We start from the raw sequence: 21,911 nt of genomic DNA on the forward strand, positions 1-21,911 counted from the left end.
TTGAATAATACACCACATAGACGAGGCGGCACGTGTTTGACCCTTGACGTCCCCGCACCGTCATCGAGTTTCTCTCAAAACTCGAACAACTAAAGCCAACGTGAACTTTTGCGGACCCCGTGGTCCGCTTTTTTTTTGCGCAAAAAAGCCCGAGGTAAACGCAAAATGGCAACCGAAGTTGCCATTTTTAGTGTTTGCTCCCTCTCCCTGTGGGAGAGGGCCGGGGTGAGGGCACCCACCCGCACCGATCAAACCAACCGGTTTTTCGCATCCGTAATCGCCTGCGCGACCTGCTTCGGCGACACGCCGCCTTTCGCGGCACGCTTATCCAGGCAGGATTGCAGCGCCAGAATCGGATAGACATCCTCCCCGATAACCGCACTGAACTTCTGCAGGTCAGCAAGCGCCAGGTCTTCCAGCGGTTTACCCTGACGAATCGCCTCCACCACCGCTTCGCCCACAATATGGTGCGCTTCACGGAACGGTACACCCTTCGCGACCAGGTAATCCGCCAGCTCGGTGGAGTTGGCATACCCCTGCTGCGCCGCTTCCTGGCAGCGCGGACGTTTCACCTGAATGCCATCCAGCACCAGCGCACCCATATGCAGACAATCCAGCCAGGTGTCGAGCGCGTCGAACAGCCCTTCTTTGTCTTCCTGCATGTCTTTGTTATACGCCAGCGGCAGCCCTTTCAGGGTCATCATCATGCCGGTCAGCGCGCCCTGCACGCGGCCACATTTGCCGCGGATCAGCTCCAGCGCGTCCGGGTTTTTCTTCTGCGGCATCAGGGAAGAGCCTGAGGTCACGCGGTCGGACAGCTCCACAAAACCGGCTTCACCGGAGTTAAAGAAGATCAGGTCTTCGGCAAAGCGCGACAGATGCACCATCCCGATAGACGCATTGGAGAGCAGCTCCAGTACATGGTCACGGTCAGAGACGCTGTCCAGGCTGTTACGGGTGGCGGACGCAAAGCCCAGCCAGCCTGCGAGCTGTTCACGGTCGATTTCATACGCGGTACCGGCCAGCGCGCCGCTGCCCAGTGGGCTGACATCCAGACGTTTCAGGGTGTCCTGCAGACGGCTTTCGTCACGCGCCAGCATCTCAACATAGGCCAGACACCAGTGGGCAAAGGTCACCGGCTGCGCGCGCTGCAGGTGGGTATAGCCCGGCATCACGGCGTCCTGGTTGTTCTGCGCGGTCTCTACCAGCGCGCTCTGCAGCTGACGGTTAGCTGCCAGCAGCTCGCCAACGGTCTCTTTACACCACAGCTTCAGGTCGGTAGCAACCTGGTCGTTACGGCTACGGCCGGTGTGTAGCTTTTTACCCAACTGACCGACTTTGTCGATAAGTTTGCCTTCCACCCAGCTGTGAATATCTTCGGCATCGCTCTGCAGGATTTGCTGCGGATCCAGACGCACCTCTTCCAGAAGGTTATTCAGCGCCTCTTCCAGTTGCAGCTGCTCCTCTGCGGTCAGCACGCCAACGGTTACTAGCGCTTTGGACCAGGCCACAGAGCCGACAATATCCTGTTCGGCCAGGCGGTAGTCGAAGCGCAAAGAGTCATTGAACTGTTTGAACCGCTGATCCGCTGCCTGTGTAAAACGCCCACCCCAAAGTGCCATAACATGCTTCCTTAATATCTTTGAATTTCACTGCCCGGTGACGCTGCGCTTACCGGGCCTACAAAACATTAAATCGATTACGCTAAAATACGCGTGCCAATCGGCGTGCCGTTAAACAGCGCCGGCAGTTGTTCCGCGTGACGCCAGGAGGCGATATCCACCGGGCGACCCAGCGTGCGAGCGGCATCCAGCGCGGCGTTCACTTTGACGATCATGCCGTCAGTAATGATGCCCTGCGCGATCAGCTGTTCGGCTTTGGCCGCGGTCATTTCCGCGATGCGCTGGCCTTTGCCGTCCAGAATGCCGCTCACGTCGGAAAGCAGGATCAGGTCTGCGCCCAGCGTAGCCGCCAGAGCCGTTGCCGCCTGATCCGCGTTAACGTTCATCAGCTCGCCCTCTTCGGTCACGCCGATAGAGCTCACCACTGGCAGGAAACCACCTTCCAGCAGCGTGTTAATCAGCTTAGGCGAACCCGGCTGCGCCAGTCCAACGTGGCCCAGTTCTTCATCGAGCTGGGTCACTTTTACGCTGTCGCCATCCCCCAGACAGAGGCCAACGGAGGCGATATGATGTTTCTTCGCCCATGCCAGTAGCGTTTTGTTCGCCGTTCCCGCCAGCGCGCCGGTAATGATGTCAATCTGGTCAGCGGGCGTGACGCGCAGGCCGTTTTTCTTTTTCACCGGCAGGTTGAGCCCTTTCATCAGCTCATCTACCACGCAGCCGCCGCCGTGCACAATCACCAGCGGACGTTGGTGTGATTCACGATAGTTCACCAGCGCGGTAAACAGACGCTCCAGCGCTTCTTCGCTGTCCAGCAGTACACCACCGAGTTTGATAATTAATGGGTTCATCATCACACCTTAAATAAGAGCCTGCGTTTCAGGGAAGCCGAAACGAATATTTGCACACTGCATTGCCTGTGCGGCAGCGCCTTTGAGTAAGTTATCTTCTGCAGCGACCACAATCAGGTGCTCGCCCTGTACGGCAAAGCCGATGTCGCAGAATGGCAGCCCGACCACATTTTTCAGCGCCGGCACGCCTTTGTCATACAGACGCACCAGCGGTTTATCCGCATACGCCTGCGTGAAGACCTCGCTCACCTGCTCTTTGGTCACGCCCGGTTTCAGGCGGCAGGTGATGGTTTCAAGGATCCCGCGCGGGAAGCTGCCCAGATGCGGCGTGAAAATGACGTCCGTACCCAGATGCGTCGTGATTTCAGGGTGATGGCGGTGATTAAACACGCCATACGGCTGAAGGCTCACTTCGCAGAAGCTATTAGAGATCGCCGCTTTGCGCCCTGCTCCGCTCACGCCGCTGGTGGCGTTGATCACCGGCCACTGATTCAGATCCAGCAGACCTGCGTCGATCAGCGGTTTCAGGGAAAGTTGCGCCGCCGTCGGGTAGCAGCCCGGCACGGCAATCAGATCCGCTTCTTTGAGTTTGTCTGTGCTCCACTCCGCCAGGCCGTAAACCGCTTTTTCAAGCAGATCGGGGTGCTGATGGGTGAAACCGTAATATTTTTCGTAGAACGCGCCGTCGTTAACGCGGAACGCGCCGGAGAGATCGAACACCACGCAGCCGGCTGCCAGGAACTGCGGTGCCAGGTCATGACTGACTTCGTGCGCAGTGGCTAAAAACACCACGTCAACGCCGTCGGTGAACTCACTGATGTCAGACATCGGCTGCAGCGGCAGATCGACAATGCCCAAAAGCCACGGATGCAAATCGGAAATTAACTTTCCTGCATCATTGCTTTGCGCTGACACGGTCAAAGCGGTTATGGTCATATGTGGATGGCGATTCACGTAGCTTACAAGCTCTGCGCCCGCATAACCGCTAGCGCCTACAATCAGCGTATTCAACATCGGGTTCCTTTATGCTCAACGTTAATGTATTTTTATTCACATTTATTGCATGAATATTGATACTATCACGACCTAAGGTGTGTCAACAATGAAAATGAACTTACCGCCATTTATCGAGATCTACCGCGCCCTGATTGCCACACCGTCCATCAGTGCAACGGAAGAAGCGCTGGATCAAAGCAATGAGTCTTTAATCAATCTGCTGGCGGGTTGGTTTAGCGATCTTGGGTTTAACGTTGAGGTACAGCCCGTCCCCGGAACCCGTCATAAATTTAACCTGCTGGCCAGCACCGGAACCGGTGCGGGCGGCCTGCTGCTTGCCGGTCATACCGACACCGTGCCGTTTGACGATGGCCGCTGGACCCGCGATCCGTTCACCCTGACCGAGCACGACAACAAACTCTATGGTCTCGGCACCGCCGACATGAAAGGCTTCTTCGCCTTTATCCTCGACGCGCTGCGTGACGTGGACGTGACAAAACTGAAAAAGCCGCTCTACATTCTGGCGACCGCCGACGAAGAGACCAGCATGGCGGGCGCGCGCTACTTCTCTGAAAACACGTCGATTCGCCCGGATTGCGCCATTATCGGCGAACCGACTTCACTGCAACCGATTCGCGCGCATAAAGGCCATATCTCGACGGCCGTGCGCGTGCTGGGCCAGTCCGGCCACTCCAGCGATCCGGCGCGCGGCGTAAATGCGATTGAGCTGATGCATGACGCCATCGGCCGCATCATGACCCTGCGCGACTCGCTGAAAGAACGTTATCACTATGACGCGTTCACCGTGCCGTATCCGACCCTAAACCTCGGCAGCCTGCACGGCGGCGATGCCTCCAACCGTATCTGCGCCTGCTGCGAACTGCATATGGATATCCGCCCGCTGCCGGGTATGACGCTGAGCGATCTCGACGGCTTGCTGAATGAAGCGCTGGCCCCGGTGAGCGAGCGCTGGCCGGGCCGCCTGACGGTCTCCGAACTGCATCCGCCGATCCCGGGTTATGAGTGCCCTCCGGATCACCAACTGGTTGAAGTGGTGGAAAAACTGCTTGGTGAAAAAACCGACGTGGTGAACTACTGCACCGAAGCGCCGTTCATTCAGACGCTGTGTCCGACGCTGGTCCTTGGCCCTGGCTCCATTAACCAGGCGCACCAGCCGGATGAGTATCTGGAAACCCGCTTCATCAAGCCCACTCGCGAGTTGATTACCCAGGTTGTGCACCACTTCTGCTGGCATTAAAACCGCACCGACTCTAACCCTCTCCCGGTGGGAGAGGGTTAGAGTGAGGGCAACAAATCGCATGATCTCCGTCACATTCCCATAAGCATCTCTTATCTGACGCAATGCGAATTAAATTTCGTAAATTGCCCGCATTTATTCGTTTGCTGAACCGTTTTCGCAGCAATTGACGACGGGGGTTTTACGTGGCTTTATAAAGGGAGATGACAAAATATTGTCCAGCAGATTTTCGCATGGGCATAAACAAAAATGATGGGGTGACTGGGTTTTTATGAACGAACAATATTCCGCGTTGCGTAGTAATGTCAGTATGCTCGGCAAAGTGCTTGGAGATACCATCAAAGATGCGTTGGGGGAAAACATCCTCGAACGCGTTGAAACCATCCGCAAGCTGTCTAAATCTTCCCGTGCCGGTAACGAGGCCAGCCGTCAGGAACTGCTCACCACCTTGCAGAACCTCTCCAACGATGAGCTGCTGCCCGTTGCCCGTGCCTTCAGCCAGTTCCTGAACCTGGCCAACACCGCTGAGCAATACCACAGCATTTCGCCTAATGGCGAAGCTGCCAGCAACCCGGAAGTGATTGCCCGTACGCTGCGTAAACTGAAAGACCAGCCCGATCTCACCGAAGCCACCATCAAAAAGGCGGTGGAGTCTCTCTCGCTGGAGCTGGTTCTGACCGCTCACCCAACCGAGATCACCCGTCGTACCCTGATCCACAAAATGGTGGAAGTGAACAACTGCCTCAAGCAGCTGGATAACAAAGACATCGCCGACTATGAACGCAACCAGCTGATGCGCCGTCTGCGCCAGCTGATTGCTCAGTCCTGGCATACCGACGAAATTCGTAAGCAACGCCCCAGCCCGGTCGACGAAGCCAAATGGGGCTTTGCGGTGGTGGAAAACAGCCTGTGGGAAGGGGTGCCGAACTACCTGCGCGAGCTGAACGAACAGCTGGAAGAGAACCTCGGCTACCGCCTGCCGGTCGACTTTGTGCCGGTACGCTTCACCTCCTGGATGGGCGGCGACCGCGACGGCAACCCGAACGTCACTGCGGAAATCACCCGTCACGTTCTGTTGCTGAGCCGCTGGAAAGCGACCGATTTGTTCCTGAAAGATATTCAGGTGCTGATTTCCGAACTGTCGATGGTCGAAGCGACGCCGGAACTGCGCGCGCTGGCCGGTGAAGAAGGCGCCAGCGAGCCGTACCGTTTCCTGATGAAAAAACTGCGCGGTCAGCTGATGGCGACTCAGGCCTGGCTGGAAGCGCGCCTGAAAGGCCAGCGTCTGCCGAAGCCGGAAGGCCTGCTCAGCCAGAACGAACAGCTCTGGGAACCGCTCTACGCCTGTTATAAATCACTCCAGGCCTGCGGGATGGGCATCATCGCTAACGGCGAACTGCTCGACACTCTGCGCCGCGTGAAATGTTTCGGCGTGCCGCTGGTGCGTATCGACGTTCGTCAGGAAAGTACCCGCCATACCGAAGCGCTGGGTGAACTGACCCGCTATCTCGGCATCGGCGACTATGAAAGCTGGTCCGAAGCCGACAAACAGGCATTCCTGATCCGCGAACTGAACTCCAAGCGCCCTCTGTTGCCGCGCAACTGGGAGCCAAGCAACGAAACCCGCGAGGTGCTCAACACCTGTAAAGCGATCGTGGACGCACCGAAAGGATCGGTGGCCGCCTATGTGATCTCCATGGCGAAGACCCCGTCCGACGTGCTGGCCGTTCATCTGCTTCTGAAAGAAGCGGGCATCGACTATGCCCTGCCGGTGGCGCCGCTGTTTGAAACCCTCGATGACCTGAACAACGCCAACGACGTGATGACCCAGTTGCTGAACATCGACTGGTATCGCGGCTTTATTCAGGGCAAGCAGATGGTGATGATTGGTTATTCCGACTCCGCCAAAGATGCGGGCGTGATGGCGGCATCCTGGGCGCAGTATCAGGCGCAGGATGCACTGATCAAAACTTGCGAGAAAGCCGGTATTGAGCTGACGCTGTTCCACGGACGCGGTGGCTCAATCGGCCGCGGCGGCGCGCCTGCACACGCGGCACTGCTGTCGCAGCCGCCAGGCAGCCTGAAAGGCGGCCTGCGCGTGACCGAGCAAGGTGAGATGATCCGCTTCAAATACGGCCTGCCGGAAGTGACCATCAGCAGTCTGTCGCTTTATACCAGCGCCATTCTGGAAGCAAACCTGCTGCCACCGCCGGAGCCGAAAGCGTCCTGGTGCCATATCATGGACGAACTGTCGGCGATCTCCTGCGATCTGTACCGTGGCTACGTGCGTGAAAACAAAGATTTTGTGCCTTACTTCCGCTCGGCAACACCTGAGCAGGAACTGGGTAAACTGCCGCTGGGCTCGCGTCCGGCGAAGCGTCGCCCGACCGGCGGCGTAGAGTCACTGCGCGCGATTCCATGGATTTTCGCCTGGACGCAGAACCGTTTGATGCTGCCTGCCTGGCTGGGTGCCGGTGCCGCGCTGCAGAAAGTGGTGGAAGACGGTAAACAGAACGAACTGGAAACCATGTGCCGCGACTGGCCATTCTTCTCTACCCGTCTGGGTATGCTGGAGATGGTCTTCTCGAAAGCTGACCTGTGGCTGGCGGAATACTACGATCAGCGTCTGGTTAAGCCTGAGCTGTGGGCGCTGGGTAAAGAGCTGCGCGAACTGCTGGAAGGCGACATCAAAGTGGTGCTGGATATCGCCAACGACTCACACCTGATGGCGGACCTGCCGTGGATCGCCGAGTCTATCCAGCTGCGTAACATCTACACCGACCCGCTGAACGTCCTGCAGGCAGAGCTGCTGCACCGTTCTCGTCTGGCGGAAGAAGAAGGCAAAGAGCCGGATCCTCGCGTTGAGCAGGCGCTGATGGTGACGATTGCGGGCGTTGCGGCGGGTATGCGTAACACGGGCTAATCGGCTATGCCGGGGTGGGCTTGCGCCCACCCGGCAATACCCCGGTATCCATAACATGTTCCACGATATTACGCACATCCTCACGGCTCTGATTAAAGGCGCATTCCCCCTGGATCAAGTGCATTTTGTCACGCCTGCCGAGAATAACCGCACATCACCTTGTCTCTCAGTTATCCTGGAAACCCGCTGCGAAGCATTCTTTTCCGCAACCGGGAACGTCCCGCAGTATTCTTCAAACTCGCTCAGAATAAGCTTCGGCAAACAGCAGCTGACGCTTCAGCTCTACCGGGGCAACGCTCTTATACAACAGCAGCAGATTGCCAGAAGAGGGCCCCGGACGGGCGCGTTTCTCCTGCAAACGCTCAATGAGCTGCAGATGCAGCCAACTGAGCAGGACACGGCCAGGCTGGTGATATTAAGTCTGCTCAGCCACTGCCGCGATCTGCTTGGCAGTGATATCCACACTGATAGCCGCAGCCGCGCATTATTCGAAGCCGTTCGTCGCTTTATTGATGAAAACCATGCCTCGGCGCTGACCCGGGATTCCGTTGCCGGGGCATTTTATATTTCCCCTAACTATCTCTCTCACCTTTTTCAGAAGACCGGGAACGTCGGGTTCAATGAATACCTGACGCAGACCCGTCTGGAACACGCCCGCCAGCTGCTGAAAGGCTATGACCTCAAAATTAAAGATATCGCCGCACGCTGCGGATTTACCGACAGCAACTACTTTTGCCGTCTCTTTCGTAAGCACACCGAGCGCTCCCCTTCCGAATATCGTCGTCAGTATCACAGCCAGCTGATCGCCAAAAAATAGCATTGTGATCGTTCTCTCACTTCACTAAGGACATTACATTTGTCCAGTATTTGGCAAAATTGACCTGTATCCGCCGTACTCTGCCGCGCCTTATCCTTTATTCAACCTTTCTGACTTAAGGAAAAATAATGGAACTGTACCTGGACACCGCCAACGTGGCGGAAGTTGAGCGTCTGGCGCGGGTATTCCCGATCGCGGGTGTGACCACTAACCCGAGCATTATTGCCGCCAGCCGAGAGTCCATCTGGAGCGTGCTGCCGCGCCTGCAAAAAGCCATCGCTCCCCGGGGCACTCTGTTTGCCCAGACCATGAGCCGTGACGCCGGGGGAATGGTGGCAGAAGCCAAACGTCTCAGTAATGCCCTGCCGGATATCGTGGTGAAAATTCCGGTAACGGCAGAAGGACTTGTAGCGATTAAGGCATTGAAAAACGAGGGGATCACTACACTCGGGACGGCCGTATACAGCGCCGCACAGGGTCTGCTGGCTGCGCTGGCGGGCGCGTCGTATGTCGCACCGTATGTGAACCGCGTCGATGCCCAGGGCGGTGATGGTATCCGCATGGTCCAGGAGCTGCAGTCTCTTCTGGAAATGCATGCCCCTGAGAGCAAGGTGCTGGCCGCCAGCTTCAAAACGCCACGTCAGGCGCTGGACTGCCTGCTGGCCGGATGCGACGCAATCACGCTTCCTTTAGATGTAGCGCAACAAATGCTCGGCACGCCGGCGGTAGAGTCAGCCATAGAGAAGTTCGAGCAGGACTGGAAAAACGCGTTTGGTAACCTCAACCTCTAAGGGAGAAATGTTATGGACCGTATCATTCAATCGCCCGGAAAATATATCCAGGGCGCTGATGTGCTTACCCGTCTCGGCGACTACCTGAAACCGCTGGCAACGCGTTGGCTGGTTGTCGGCGATAAATTTGTGCTGGGTTTTGCTGAAGAAACCTTGCGCCAGAGCTTTAAAAACGCAGAGCTGCATGCAGAAATCGCACCGTTTGGTGGCGAATGTTCACAAAATGAAATCGATCGTCTGAAAAAACTGGCCGATAGCGCCGACTGTCTGGCCGTGCTGGGTATCGGCGGCGGGAAGACGCTGGACACCGCCAAAGCGCTGGCACACTTTATGGACGTGCCGGTTGCGATTGCCCCGACCATTGCCTCCACCGATGCACCGTGCAGCGCACTTTCCGTAATCTATACCGACAGCGGCGAGTTCGATCGCTACCTGATGCTGCCACACAACCCGAACATGGTGATTGTGGATACCAAAGTCGTCGCGGGTGCGCCGGCTCGTCTGCTTGCCGCGGGTATTGGCGATGCGCTGGCGACCTGGTTTGAAGCGCGCGCCTGCTCGCGTAGCGGTGCCACGACGATGGCGGGCGGTAAATGCACGCAGGCGGCACTCGCGCTGGCGGAGCTGTGCTACAACACGCTGCTTGAAGAGGGTGAGAAAGCCATGCTGGCGGCGGAACAGCATGTCGTAACGCCTGCGCTGGAACGCATTATTGAAGCCAACACCTATCTCAGCGGCGTAGGTTTTGAAAGCGGTGGACTGGCTGCGGCACATGCGATTCACAACGGTATGACGGCGGTGCCGGATGCGCATCACTTCTATCACGGTGAAAAAGTAGCGTTTGGTACGCTGACGCAGCTGGTGCTCGAAAATGCGCCGGTAGAAGAAATAGAGACCGTCGCGGCGCTTTGCCACAGCGTGGGACTGCCGATCACGCTGGCGCAGCTGAATATTAAAGAGGCTATTCCGGCCAAAATGCGTCTGATCGCAGAAGCGTCCTGCGCAGAAGGGGAAACTATTCACAACATGCCGGGCGGAGTAACGCCAGATCAGGTGTATGCGGCGCTGCTGGTGGCTGACCTGTATGGACAGCGGTTCCTGCAGGAGTGGGAATAATAAAAAAAGCCGGGTGGCGCTACGCTTACCCGGCCTACGAATGACATGCTTTTGCAAGCCGGGTAAGGCGTAGCCGCCACCCGGCATACTGGTTACTTCACGTCAAACCGATCCAAATCCATCACTCTCGCCCAGGCGGCAACAAAATCACGCACAAACTTCTCGTGTGCATCGCTGCTGGCGTAGACTTCAGCCAGCGCGCGCAGGACGGCGTTTGAACCGAACACCAGGTCCGCGCGGGTCGCGGTGTATTTCACTTCGCCACTGGCGCGATCGCTACCGGCAAACAGCTCGTTTGAGTCGTCGGTCGCCTTCCACTGGGTATTCATATCCAGCAGGTTCACGAAAAAGTCATTGCTCAGCACGCCCTCACGGTCGGTGAACACGCCATTCTTGCTGCCATCGAAGTTTGCCCCGAGTACGCGCAGACCGCCGACCAAAACCGTCAGTTCGGGTGCGGTCAGCGTCAGCTGCTGCGCTTTGTCGATCAGCAGTGATTCGGTGGTTGACGTATCCACCTGCGCACGGTAGTTGCGGAAGCCATCGGCAATCGGCTCGAGCAGGTTAAACATCTCGATATCCGTCTGGTCCTGGCGCGCATCCACGCGGCCCGGCGTGAACGGTACGGTAACGTAAACGCCCGCCGCTTTTGCCGCCTGCTCAACGCCTACCACGCCCGCCAGCACGATGATATCGGCCAGGGAAGCTTTATTGGTGGTGCGCTGGATGGCTTCCAGAGCCGGTAATGCACGTACGGCAGCGGCGTTCACATCCCAGTCGCGCTGAGGCGCCAGCGCCAGACGCGCACCGTTGGCGCCGCCACGCTTGTCGCCACCGCGGAAGGTCGACGCAGACGCCCAGGCAACGGAAACCAGCTCACTCACGGAGAGACCCGAGGCAATGATTTCCGCTTTCAGGCTTTCAATGTCTTCTTTCGAAGGATTGAACACCGGCTGAGGCAGCGGATCCTGCCAGATCAGATCTTCTTTCGGCACTTCCGGACCAATGTACCGCGCTTTTGGGCCCATATCGCGGTGAGTCAGTTTGAACCACGCGCGCGCAAAGGCTTCGTTGAAAGCCTGCGGATCGTTCAGGAAGCGGCGAGAAATTTTCTCGAATTCCGGATCAAAACGCAGCGTCAGGTCGGTGACCAGCATCGTTGGTTTGCGTTTTTTCGACGGGTCGAACGGGTCCGGCATAATTTCTGGCGCATCCACGGCTTCAAACTGAATGGCACCTGCCGGGCTGCGGGTCTGGACCCACTCATATTTGAACAGGTTCTCGAAGAAGTAGTTGCTCCACTGGGTCGGAGTTTGTGACCAGATAACTTCCAGACCGGACGTAATGGCATCTGCACCAACGCCTGTACCGTGCGTACTCGCCCAGCCCAGGCCCTGCGCTTCAATCGGTGAGGCTTCAGGGTCGGTGCCCACATGTGTGGCTTCACCTGCGCCATGGGTTTTACCGAGCGTATGACCACCGGCGATCAGCGCCACGGTCTCTTCGTCGTTCATGCCCATATTGCCAAAGGTCGCGCGGATGGCTGCCGCCGCGGACAGTGGTTCACCGCTGGCGTTTGGCCCTTCCGGGTTAACGTAGATCAGGCCCATTTCGGTTGCGGCCAGAGGACGCTTCGCCAGCGCTTCCGGGTCACGGTGGGTCAGCCAGGCTTTTTCATCGCCCCAGTTCACGTCCAGATCCGGTTCCCAGACGTCTTCACGACCGGCACCGAAACCAAAGGTGCGGAAACCGGAGTTTTCCAGCGCCACGTTCCCCGCCAGGATGAACAGGTCAGCCCAGGAAATTTTTTGCCCATATTTTTGCTTGATGGGCCACAGCAGACGACGCGCTTTATCCAGACTGACGTTATCGGGCCAGGAGTTCAGCGGTGCAAAACGCTGTTGACCGCGTCCTGCCCCGCCGCGTCCATCAACGGAGCGATAAGTACCCGCGCCGTGCCACGCCATGCGAATAAACAGGCCAGCATAGCTGCCCCAGTCAGCAGGCCACCACGGCTGAGAGTCGGTTAAAAGCGCTTTGAGATCGCCTTTGAGGGCAGAGTAGTCGAGTTTGCTAAATTCTTTGCGGTAGTCGAAGTCTTCACCCAGCGGGTTAGAACGGTTGGAATGTTGGTTAAGAAGGTCAATGCGGAGTTGCTTTGGCCACCAGTCACGGCTGCTTGTACCTGCTCCCGCGCTGTGATCGGCGCCGCCGTGATGGAACGGGCATTTGCCGGCTGATGCTGCGTTATTGGTCTCGTCTGACGTGCTCATCGCTATGCTCCCTTGTACAGTGTTACCGTTACGATATACACCACTAGCAATAAGATATAGTTGAAATAATCCACAGATTCGATAGTTAATACCTTTTAACTATCTGTTTGATTAAAAAGCCCTCATTTTATAAGGGCTTTCTATTTTTTTATGCCGGACGAACGCCCAGGGTGTGACAGATGGCATAGCTCATTTCCGCGCGGTTGAGCGTGTAGAAGTGGAAATCCTTCACCCCTTCGCGGCTTAAGATCTTCACCATGTCCATCGCGATGTTAGCGCCCACCAGCTTGCGGGTCTCCGGGTCATCGTCCAGCCCTTCATACATTTTGGACATCCACAGCGGAATGCGCACGTTGGTCATATCAGCAAATTTCTTCGCCTGTTTGAAGTTAGAGACCGGCAAAATTCCCGGGATAATTTCGACGTCGATGCCCGCGGAAACGCAGCGGTCACGGAAACGCAGGTAGCTCTCCACATCAAAGAAGAACTGGGTAATCGCGCGATTGGCACCCGCATCCACTTTACGCTTCAGGTTGAGCAGGTCCGCCTGGGCGCTTTTCGCTTCCGGATGAACTTCAGGATACGCGGCGACGGAGATATCAAAGTCGGCCACGTCTTTCAGCAACGCGACCAGGTCGGCGGCATACATTTCCGGCTTACCGCTTCCCGGCGGCAGATCGCCGCGCAGGGCGACAATATGACGGATACCGTTGTTCCAGTAGTCCTGGGCAATGGCACGTAACTCGTCACGGGTGGCGTCGATACAGGTGAGGTGCGGCGCAGCTTCCAGACCGGTACGGTCTTTAATGCCTTTGATGATGCTGTGCGTGCGGTCGCGCTCGCCGGAGTTCGCACCGTAGGTCACGGAGACAAACTTTGGCTTCAGGCTGCTCAGGCGATCGATAGAGCTCCACAGGGTTTGCTCCATTTCACTGGTGCGCGGCGGGAAAAATTCAAAAGAGACGTTAATCTGGCCGTTTACTTCGGCCAGGCTCTGATTCAGTGCTTCCCGCTGGTTGGCGTGAAAAAAGCTCATACCTTACCTCTATCTGTCGCGTGTCATTGTTTGTTGTATTGTGAACTTCTATACGTTTAGACGTCCAGATGTAAAAATGACGGAAAAGCGGAGGGACGTCAACATAAATAATCAACAATAACGGTGAGGTTTGCTCAGGGAAGATGAAGGAAATTCATGATGGGGTGAGCGCGGTCCGATGCCCTCACCCCGGCCCTCTCCCACAGGGAGAGGGAAATGTAGACGTTACAGCAGCTTAGCCAGACGGTTGATGTCGGACTGGATCGCTCCGGCGGTGACATCGCGCCCCGCGCCCGGGCCACGGATCACCAGCGGGTTATCGCGGTACCAGCGGCTTTCGATCGCGAAGACATTATCGCACGGCAGCAGCGCCGCCAGCGGATGGTCAGGTCGCACCGCCTCGACGCCGACACGGGCTTTACCGTTGGCCTCAAAACGCGCCACATAGCGCAGCACCAGTCCCATCTCGTTCGCCGCTTCCAGACGCTGCACCATCTGCTCGTTAAGCTCTTCACCATTTTCAAAGAAATGGTCCACAGACCCTTCTTCACAGCCAGCAGGCACCAGGGACTCGACGCGGACGGCATCCGGTTCGATGTCGTAACCCGCTTCGCGCGCCAGAATCACCAGCTTACGCATCACGTCTTTACCGGAGAGGTCAACACGCGGGTCAGGCTCGGTTAAGCCCTGCTGCCACGCCTGATCCACCAGGTCGGTAAACGGTACGGTGCCGTCAAACTGCAGGAACAGCCAGGAGAGCGTGCCGGAGAAGATCCCGCTCAGCGCCAGAATGCTGTCGCCGCTTTCAATCAGGTCACGCACGGTGTGGTTAACCGGCAGGCCCGCCCCAACGGTGGCGTTATACAGCCAGTGGCGGCCTGTTTTTTCAAACGCGTCGTGGATCTGACGGTATTTATCCGTGCTGCTCGCCCCCGCCAGCTTGTTGGCACTGATAACGTGGAAACCGTGGCTGGCGAAATCCAGATACTGATCGGCAAGCTGTTCGCTGGCGGTGACGTCCAGCACCACCAGATCGTCATACGGGTGCGCGCGCATCCACAGGAACAGCGACTCTTCATCCTGCTCGACGGCCTCATCGTTAAAGAAGGCCAGCGCCCGGCTGGCGTCCAGCCCTTCGTAATTCAGCAGGCTGCGGCGGCTGTCCACCACGCCTGCGAGAATGAATTCAAACCCGGTACGTGCCGAAAGCGTCACCTGCTCACGGGCGAACAGCTCCAGCCAGCGGGAACCGATGTTGCCTTTACCAAACAGCACCAGGCCGATGCGTTTTTCCGCGCGGAACAGGGAGGTGTGCAGACCCTGAATCAGGCTTTCGGTTGGCCCTTTACGCAGCACGGCGACCAGGCTGATGCCCTCTTCTGACTGCCAGGTAAATTCAACCGGCTGGCCTTTCAGCTGCTGCCAGAAGCGGTGGCAATGCAGCGGGTTACGGGTGACGCCCGCCCCCACCATCGCCACCAGCGCCAGCCCCTGACGCAGGCGAAGCTCGCCCGGCAGGCCCGCTTCATCCAGAATCTTCAGGGCGCTGTCCGCCACTTCAGCGGTATAGCAGAACTGCAGCAGCTGGCGGTCGTTATGCACGCCAACGGCCAGCGGACGCACCTGGGCACGCTTTAACACCAGGTCGATATCTTTATGCGCCAGCTTGAAATCCTGGCCCGCGGGCACCTGGAACTCAATCAGACAGATGTCGTCGTGGCTGGTGACAATACGCGCCCCGGTACCGGACGCCAGCACGCGCTCGATACGCGTAGAGCCTTGATCCGGGGTATAGCTGCAACGCAGCTGGAGGTCTATATCGCTGCCGGACACCGGCTGCAGCGTGCGCGCGTGCAGTACCGGCGCGGCCAGACGCGCCAGCTCGCTGGCTTCGTCGAGACGCAGCAGCGGCAGCAAACAGGCATCTTTCACTTTACGCGGGTCCGCGCTGTAAACGCCGGCCACGTCGCTCCAGATGGTCACGCGGGATACGCCCGCCAGCGCACCGATTTGCGTTGCTGAATAGTCAGAACCGTTACGGCCCAGCAGCACGGTTTCGCCCGCGTTGCTGCGGCTGATAAAGCCGGTGACAACAATACGTTTGCCGGGATGCTGCACCAGGAGCTGTTGCAGCAGCGGATAGGATAACCCTTCATCCACCTGCGGCTGTGCGGCGCGTTCGGCGCGGAGGAAATCACGGGCGTCGAGCCAGGCGGCATCCACACCCAGATGTTGCAGCACGGCAGCCATCAGACGTGCAGACCACACTTCACCGTGGCCCACCACTTCGGCATACACCGCGTCGGTGATCCCGCTGTCCAGCAGGGCCGCCAGACGTTCAAGATCGTGCGTAAAAGCGCTGATCAGCCCGTCGGCAACGTCCGCTGGCAGCAGGCCAGCAATCAGTTCGCTCTGATAGCGGCGTAAGGACTGTTGCACCTGATGCGCAGAAAGGCGATCGGTCTGGCTCAGTTTCAGCCAGCTAATCAACTGGTTGGTGGTGCTGCCCGCCGCGGAGACAACCATCATGTCACCCGGCTGTGAATACTCCGTCATGATCCCTGCAACGCGCAGATAACATTTCACATCAGCAAGACTACTACCACCAAACTTGTGCAGCTGACGACCCTTCGCCCCTGCCTGCGCTATCACACTCATGATTACCCCTTGGCTGCGACCCGGAAGCCATTTTCCAGATCGGCAATTAAATCTTCAGAATCTTCAATACCGGTCGAGATACGCAGCAGCGTCTCGGAAATCCCGGCGGCGGCACGTGCTTCCGGTGCCATACCGGCGTGCGTCATGGTTGCGGCGTGGGAGATCAAGCTTTCAACCCCACCTAATGATTCCGCCAGCGTAAACAATGACAGCCCGCTCAGGAAGCGACGCAGCGTTTGCTCGTCGCCGTCCAGTTCAAAACTTAACATCGCGCCAAACCCTTTCTGCTGGCGCGCGGCAATCTCGTGCCCCTGGTTTTTCGGCAGCGACGGGTGATAAAGCTTCTTCACCAGCGGCTGGGTTTTCAGGAAATCGACAATGGCCTGGGCATTGCGCTGCGCCACTTCCATACGCGGAGAAAGCGTACGGATGCCGCGCAACAGCAGGTAGCTGTCGAACGCCCCGGCGGTGACGCCAATGTTATTGGCCCACCATGCCAGTTCCGTGACAACGTCGGGATCTTTTGCAATCACCACGCCCGCTACCACGTCAGAGTGGCCGTTCAGATATTTAGTGCATGAATGCAATACCAGATCAGCACCCAGTGCGAGTGGGTTCTGAAGGGCCGGACTGAGGAACGTATTATCCACTACACTTATCGCTCCCGCATCCCTTGCGAGCTGACAAATTTTCGCAATATCGACAACGCGCAACAATGGGTTGCTTGGACTTTCCACCAGAACGAGCTTTGGTTTCTCTGTCAGCGCCTGTTTCAGCGCCTGTTCGTCGTTTTGATCGACAAACAGCACGCGATAGCAGCCGCGTTTTGCGAGGCTGTCAAACAGGCGATAGCTGCCGCCATAGCAGTCGTGCGGGGCGACCAGCAGGTCTCCCGGCTTCAGGAACACGGTCGTCACCAGGTGAATCGCAGACATCCCGGTGTTGGTCAATACGGCCCCTGCGCCCCCTTCCAGCTCGGCCAGCGCACGCTGGGTCACATCACGCGTAGGGTTGCCACGACGCGAGTAGTCGTGCGCGCGGGGTTCATTAAATCCGGTGAAATTGTAGGTACTGGAAAGATGAATCGGCGGGACAACGCAGCCGTACTGCTCGTCATCATTTAATCCGCTACGCACTGCAATAGTGGCCTGTTTACGCGTCATGGTGAGGGCTTCCTGGCGAATGAGGTGAAAAGTCAGGCACCAGAGTAAACATTCAAATTATGGACGTCAATACATCTGGACATCTAAACTTCTTTGCGTATAGATTGAGCAATGCGCAAATAGCCGTTAAAATTATATGCTTTAGTGCACGCTGCAGCGGCAATATCCGTGCCACGGTATCGTCTCTACGGTAAACTACGCAAGATTACGGTTCAAAACGGGCAGTGACCGGTTTGCACCTTTAGATTAATGACTGAGAGGATTAAAGGTATCTCATGGCTGAATGGAGCGGCGAATATATCAGCCCATACGCTGAGCACGGTAAGAAGAGTGAGCAAGTAAAGAAAATTACGGTTTCCATTCCTCTGAAGGTGTTAAAGATCCTCACCGATGAACGTACGCGTCGTCAGGTGAACAACCTGCGTCACGCGACCAATAGCGAACTGCTGTGCGAAGCGTTCCTGCATGCGTTTACCGGTCAACCGTTGCCGAACGATGACGATCTGCGCAAAGAGCGTAGCGACGAAATCCCGGAAGAGGCGAAGGTGATCATGCGTGAACTGGGTATTGACCCGGATACGTGGGAATACTGAGAAGCGGATACAAAAAAGGCACCTTGCGGTGCCTTTTTTTCGGGAAACTTATTTAGCGCCCGGGATGCTGAAACGCTTGTTGAAGCGGTCAACACGGCCACCGGTTGCAACATCACGCTGCTTACCAGTGTAGAACGGGTGGCATTTGCCGCACACGTCCAGGTTCAGATCGTGACCCACGGTGGAGCGGATCTGGATAGAGTTACCGCAAGAACAGTTTGCAGTAATCATTTCGTATTTCGGGTGAATATCTTTTTTCATGGGAGAACCTCAGTTAAGGCCGCGTCGCTCTTCCAGCCCTAACGCCAGACACCACGCGATGTTGAATGTAAGTTCTTTGGCGTAAAGTACACCAAAGGCGGCGAATCATACAGAATTTGACCAACGTATGCAAACTGATCCGCACGCCGCTTTCACTAATGTGTATACTAACGCGCCACTTTTCAAGTCAGGAAGATTCGATGCCCGTCGCTCACGTTGCCCTGCCCGTTCCGCTTCCCCGCACCTTTGACTACCTGCTGCCCGACAGCATGAGCGCCAAAGCGGGCTGTCGCGTGACCGTGCCGTTTGGCAAACAACAGCGTGTGGGGATCGTTGTTTCCGTCAGCGATAAAAGCGAACTCCCCCTTAATGAGCTGAAATCGGTCATTGAGGTACTGGACAGCGAACCGGTTTACTCCACCAACACCTGGCGACTGCTACTGTGGGCGGCTGATTACTACCATCATCCGATTGGGGATGTCCTGTTCCACGCCCTGCCTATCCTGCTGCGCCAGGGTAAGAGCGCCAGCCATGCGCCGATGTGGTACTGGTTTGCCACCGAGCAAGGGCAGGCCGTAGACATTAATAGCCTCAAACGATCGCAGAAACAGCAGCAGGCGCTGGCCGCTCTGCGCCAGGGTAACATCTGGCGGCATCAGGTCGACGAACTTGAGGTGAGCGAAGCCGCTTTACAGGCCCTGAGAAAGAAAGGTCTGAGCGAGCTGGCAAGCCAGGCCCCAGCCCTTCACGACTGGCGCGACGGCTTCTCCGTTTCAGGGGATCGTCTGCGCCTGAATACCGAGCAGGCCACCGCGGTCGGCGCCATTCACAGCGCCTCGGACCATTTTTCTGCCTGGCTGCTGGCGGGCGTCACCGGTTCCGGTAAGACCGAAGTGTATCTGAGCGTGCTGGAAAACGTGCTCGCGCAGGGCAAACAGGCGCTGGTCATGGTGCCGGAAATTGGCTTAACCCCTCAAACCATCGCTCGATTCCGCGAGCGCTTTAACGCGCCGGTTGAGGTCCTGCACTCCGGTCTGAACGACAGCGAACGCCTCAGCGCCTGGCTGAAAGCGAAAAATGGCGAAGCGGCGATTGTGATCGGCACCCGCTCGTCGCTGTTTACGCCGTTTAAAAATCTTGGCGTGATCGTGATCGACGAAGAGCACGACAGCTCCTATAAGCAACAGGAAGGCTGGCGCTACCATGCCCGCGATCTGGCAGTTTATCGCGCCCACAGCGAGCAAATTCCGATTATTCTTGGCTCCGCCACCCCTGCGCTCGAAACCCTGCACAACGTGCGCCAGCGCAAATATCATATGCTGCGTCTGACGCGTCGTGCCGGGAATGCCCGTCCGGCCATTCAGCACGTGCTCGATCTAAAAGGTCAGCAGGTTCAGGCCGGGCTAGCACCCGCATTGATTACCCGCATGCGTCAGCATTTGCAGGCGGGCAACCAGGTGATTCTGTTCCTCAACCGCCGCGGATTTGCACCCGCCCTACTGTGCCACGACTGCGGCTGGATTGCGGAATGCCCACGCTGTGACCACTACTACACCTTCCATCAGGCACAGCGCCACCTGCGTTGTCACCACTGCGACAGCCAGCGTCCGGTGCCGCGCCAGTGTCCATCGTGCGGGTCAACGCATATCGTGCCGGTCGGACTAGGAACGGAACAGCTTGAGCAGGCGCTGGCGCCCTTCTTCCCTGACGTTCCAATCTCTCGTATCGACAGAGACACCACCAGCCGCAAGGGCGCGCTGGAACAGCAGCTCGCGGAAGTACATCGCGGCGGGGCGCGCATTCTGATTGGTACCCAAATGCTGGCAAAAGGACACCACTTCCCGGACGTCACGCTGGTCGCCCTGCTGGACGTGGACGGCGCGCTGTTCTCTGCGGATTTCCGCGCGGCCGAGCGTTTTGCCCAGCTCTATACCCAGGTGGCCGGACGGGCAGGGCGCGCAGGCAAACAGGGCGAAGTGGTTCTGCAGACGCACCACCCTGAGCACCCGCTGCTGCAAACCCTGCTGCACAAAGGCTATGACGCCTTTGCCGAGCAGGCGCTGGCCGAACGACAGACCATGCAGCTGCCGCCGTGGACCAGCCACGTCATCATCCGCGCGGAAGATCATAACAACCAGCAGGCACCGCTTTTCCTGCAGCAGCTGAGAAATCTCCTGCAGGCCAGCCCCCTGGTGGATAATCAGCTGTGGATCCTGGGTCCGGTACCGGCGCTGGCGCCGAAACGCGGCGGACGTTTCCGCTGGCAAATTTTGCTCCAGCATCCTTCGCGGATCCGTTTACAGCACATTGTTAGCGGCACGCTGGCGCTGATCAACACCCTGCCTGAAGCACGTAAAGTGAAGTGGGTGCTGGACGTCGATCCCATCGAAGGCTGAAGACGGATCGAAAAATTTAACGCTCCTCACACTTTTTATGAAAATTCTGTAACCGATTCCATTAACTATCTGTAAAAATGGTGATGTCAGAAGTTCGGTGTTCAGGCGAGGAGAAGACGTTGAAGTCCAGGAAAGAGGTTGCCACGGCGACCATGAAAGACGTTGCCGAGAAAGCACAAGTCTCAACGGCAACCGTGTCCCGCGCATTAATGAACCCGGATAAAGTCTCCCAGGCGACCCGCAACCGGGTAGAGCAGGCTGCGCTTGAAGTGGGTTATTTCCCACAGGCGATGGGGCGCAACGTCAAACGCAATGAATCACGCACAATCCTTGTGATTGTGCCGGACATCTGCGATCCCTTCTTCAGTGAGATTATCCGCGGTATCGAAGTGACGGCGGCGGAACAAGGCTACCTCGTTCTGATTGGCGACTGCGCCCATCAGAACCAGCAGGAAAAAACCTTTATCGACCTCATTATTACCAAGCAGATCGACGGCATGCTGCTGCTTGGCTCGCGCCTGCCGTTTGACGCCAGCATCGAAGAACAACGCAATTTACCGCCGATGGTCATGGCCAATGAGTTTGCCCCTGAACTGGAGCTACCGACGGTCCATATCGATAACCTCACCGCCGCATTCAACGCGGTGAACTATCTTCAGGAGCTGGGGCATAAGCGCATTGGCTGTATTGCCGGGCCAGAAGAAATGCCGCTGTGCCACTACCGCCTGCAGGGCTACGTTCAGGCACTGCGCCGTACTGGCGTTATCGTCGATCCGCACTACATTGCCCGCGGTGATTTTACCTTCGCAGCCGGTGGCCAGGCGCTGGAGAAGCTTCTGGACCTGCCTGAACCGCCAACCGCCGTATTTTGTCACAGCGACGTGATGGCGCTGGGCGCGTTATCGTACGCCAAACGCCGCGGCCTGCGCATACCGAAAGATTTATCCATCATCGGATTCGATAATATTTCGCTTTCAGAATTTTGCGATCCGCCGCTCTCAACGGTCGCGCAACCGCGCTATCAAATCGGTCGCGAAGCGATGCTGCTTCTGCTGGATCAGCTTCACGGTCAAACAGTTAGCAGCGGCTCGCGGTTGCTGGACTGCGAACTGATAGTCCGGGGCTCTACCCAGGCATTGACTTAACGTAAACGTCTT

The 21,911-nt window shown here is 57.3% G+C and carries 16 protein-coding genes; 8 read left to right on the forward strand and 8 right to left on the reverse strand.

Features of this window, described 5'->3' with window-relative positions:
- Positions 1 to 248 precede the first annotated feature (248 nt).
- The 3 genes from argH to argC all read right to left on the reverse strand — a co-directional run bounded on the left by argH (position 249) and on the right by argC (position 3,487).
- The gene (gene argH, locus BFV64_RS22875) at positions 249 to 1,622 is read right to left on the reverse strand and encodes an argininosuccinate lyase (RefSeq protein WP_032635165.1); all 1,374 of its coding nucleotides are present in this window, start codon (positions 1,620 to 1,622) and stop codon (positions 249 to 251) included.
- A 77-nt stretch (positions 1,623 to 1,699) separates the two neighbouring features.
- Positions 1,700 to 2,476 carry an acetylglutamate kinase gene (argB, locus tag BFV64_RS22880; RefSeq protein ID WP_086527814.1) on the reverse strand — a complete coding sequence of 259 codons (777 nt, stop codon included), beginning with the start codon at positions 2,474 to 2,476 and terminating at the stop codon, positions 1,700 to 1,702.
- Positions 2,477 to 2,482: 6 nt separating this feature from the next.
- Positions 2,483 to 3,487, reverse strand: coding sequence for an N-acetyl-gamma-glutamyl-phosphate reductase (argC, locus tag BFV64_RS22885; RefSeq protein ID WP_023331592.1), 1,005 nt, complete (start codon positions 3,485 to 3,487; stop codon positions 2,483 to 2,485).
- 88 nt (positions 3,488 to 3,575) lie between these two features.
- Here argC and argE point away from each other — a divergent pair, with 88 nt between their 5' ends.
- The 5 genes from argE to gldA all read left to right on the forward strand — a co-directional run bounded on the left by argE (position 3,576) and on the right by gldA (position 10,374).
- Positions 3,576 to 4,727, forward strand: a complete 1,152-nt coding sequence (gene argE, locus BFV64_RS22890) for an acetylornithine deacetylase (protein WP_014885690.1) — start codon at positions 3,576 to 3,578, stop codon at positions 4,725 to 4,727.
- A gap of 271 nt (positions 4,728 to 4,998) precedes the next feature.
- Positions 4,999 to 7,650, forward strand: coding sequence for a phosphoenolpyruvate carboxylase (ppc, locus tag BFV64_RS22895; RefSeq protein WP_014885691.1), 2,652 nt, complete (start codon positions 4,999 to 5,001; stop codon positions 7,648 to 7,650).
- Positions 7,651 to 7,705: 55 nt separating this feature from the next.
- The gene (locus BFV64_RS22900; RefSeq protein ID WP_045134877.1) at positions 7,706 to 8,467 is read left to right on the forward strand and encodes an AraC family transcriptional regulator; all 762 of its coding nucleotides are present in this window, start codon (positions 7,706 to 7,708) and stop codon (positions 8,465 to 8,467) included.
- Positions 8,468 to 8,595: 128 nt separating this feature from the next.
- Positions 8,596 to 9,258, forward strand: a complete 663-nt coding sequence (gene fsa / locus BFV64_RS22905; protein ID WP_032635167.1) for a fructose-6-phosphate aldolase — start codon at positions 8,596 to 8,598, stop codon at positions 9,256 to 9,258.
- Positions 9,259 to 9,270: 12 nt separating this feature from the next.
- On the forward strand, positions 9,271 to 10,374 hold the full coding sequence (gldA, locus tag BFV64_RS22910) for a bifunctional L-1,2-propanediol dehydrogenase/glycerol dehydrogenase (protein WP_032635168.1): 1,104 nt from the start codon (positions 9,271 to 9,273) through the stop codon (positions 10,372 to 10,374).
- A 92-nt stretch (positions 10,375 to 10,466) separates the two neighbouring features.
- Here gldA and katG read toward each other — a convergent pair whose 3' ends face one another.
- The 4 genes from katG to metB form a co-directional block, all read right to left on the reverse strand.
- Positions 10,467 to 12,647, reverse strand: coding sequence for a catalase/peroxidase HPI (gene katG / locus BFV64_RS22915; RefSeq protein WP_023331595.1), 2,181 nt, complete (start codon positions 12,645 to 12,647; stop codon positions 10,467 to 10,469).
- A 148-nt stretch (positions 12,648 to 12,795) separates the two neighbouring features.
- Positions 12,796 to 13,683: a methylenetetrahydrofolate reductase gene (gene metF / locus BFV64_RS22920; RefSeq protein WP_023331596.1), complete on the reverse strand. Its 888-nt coding sequence runs from the start codon at positions 13,681 to 13,683 to the stop codon at positions 12,796 to 12,798.
- A gap of 225 nt (positions 13,684 to 13,908) precedes the next feature.
- Positions 13,909 to 16,341, reverse strand: coding sequence for a bifunctional aspartate kinase/homoserine dehydrogenase II (locus BFV64_RS22925; protein WP_023338878.1), 2,433 nt, complete (start codon positions 16,339 to 16,341; stop codon positions 13,909 to 13,911).
- A gap of 2 nt (positions 16,342 to 16,343) precedes the next feature.
- Positions 16,344 to 17,504 carry a cystathionine gamma-synthase gene (metB, locus tag BFV64_RS22930; protein WP_069602449.1) on the reverse strand — a complete coding sequence of 387 codons (1,161 nt, stop codon included), beginning with the start codon at positions 17,502 to 17,504 and terminating at the stop codon, positions 16,344 to 16,346.
- Between the two features lie 275 nt (positions 17,505 to 17,779).
- Between metB and metJ the strand changes: the two genes are divergently transcribed.
- Complete coding sequence (metJ, locus tag BFV64_RS22935) at positions 17,780 to 18,097, forward strand: met regulon transcriptional regulator MetJ (protein ID WP_006179183.1); 318 nt, start codon at positions 17,780 to 17,782, stop codon at positions 18,095 to 18,097.
- A 48-nt stretch (positions 18,098 to 18,145) separates the two neighbouring features.
- Here metJ and rpmE read toward each other — a convergent pair whose 3' ends face one another.
- Positions 18,146 to 18,358: a 50S ribosomal protein L31 gene (gene rpmE / locus BFV64_RS22940; protein ID WP_003862040.1), complete on the reverse strand. Its 213-nt coding sequence runs from the start codon at positions 18,356 to 18,358 to the stop codon at positions 18,146 to 18,148.
- A 200-nt stretch (positions 18,359 to 18,558) separates the two neighbouring features.
- Here rpmE and priA point away from each other — a divergent pair, with 200 nt between their 5' ends.
- Positions 18,559 to 20,754, forward strand: a complete 2,196-nt coding sequence (priA, locus tag BFV64_RS22945; protein WP_045134874.1) for a primosomal protein N' — start codon at positions 18,559 to 18,561, stop codon at positions 20,752 to 20,754.
- Positions 20,755 to 20,837: 83 nt separating this feature from the next.
- Positions 20,838 to 21,899: a DNA-binding transcriptional regulator CytR gene (gene cytR / locus BFV64_RS22950; RefSeq protein WP_392389257.1), complete on the forward strand. Its 1,062-nt coding sequence runs from the start codon at positions 20,838 to 20,840 to the stop codon at positions 21,897 to 21,899.
- Positions 21,900 to 21,911: the final 12 nt, after the last annotated feature.

Source organism: Enterobacter kobei (assembly GCF_001729765.1).
GTDB classification, from domain to species: Bacteria; Pseudomonadota; Gammaproteobacteria; order Enterobacterales; family Enterobacteriaceae; genus Enterobacter; species Enterobacter kobei.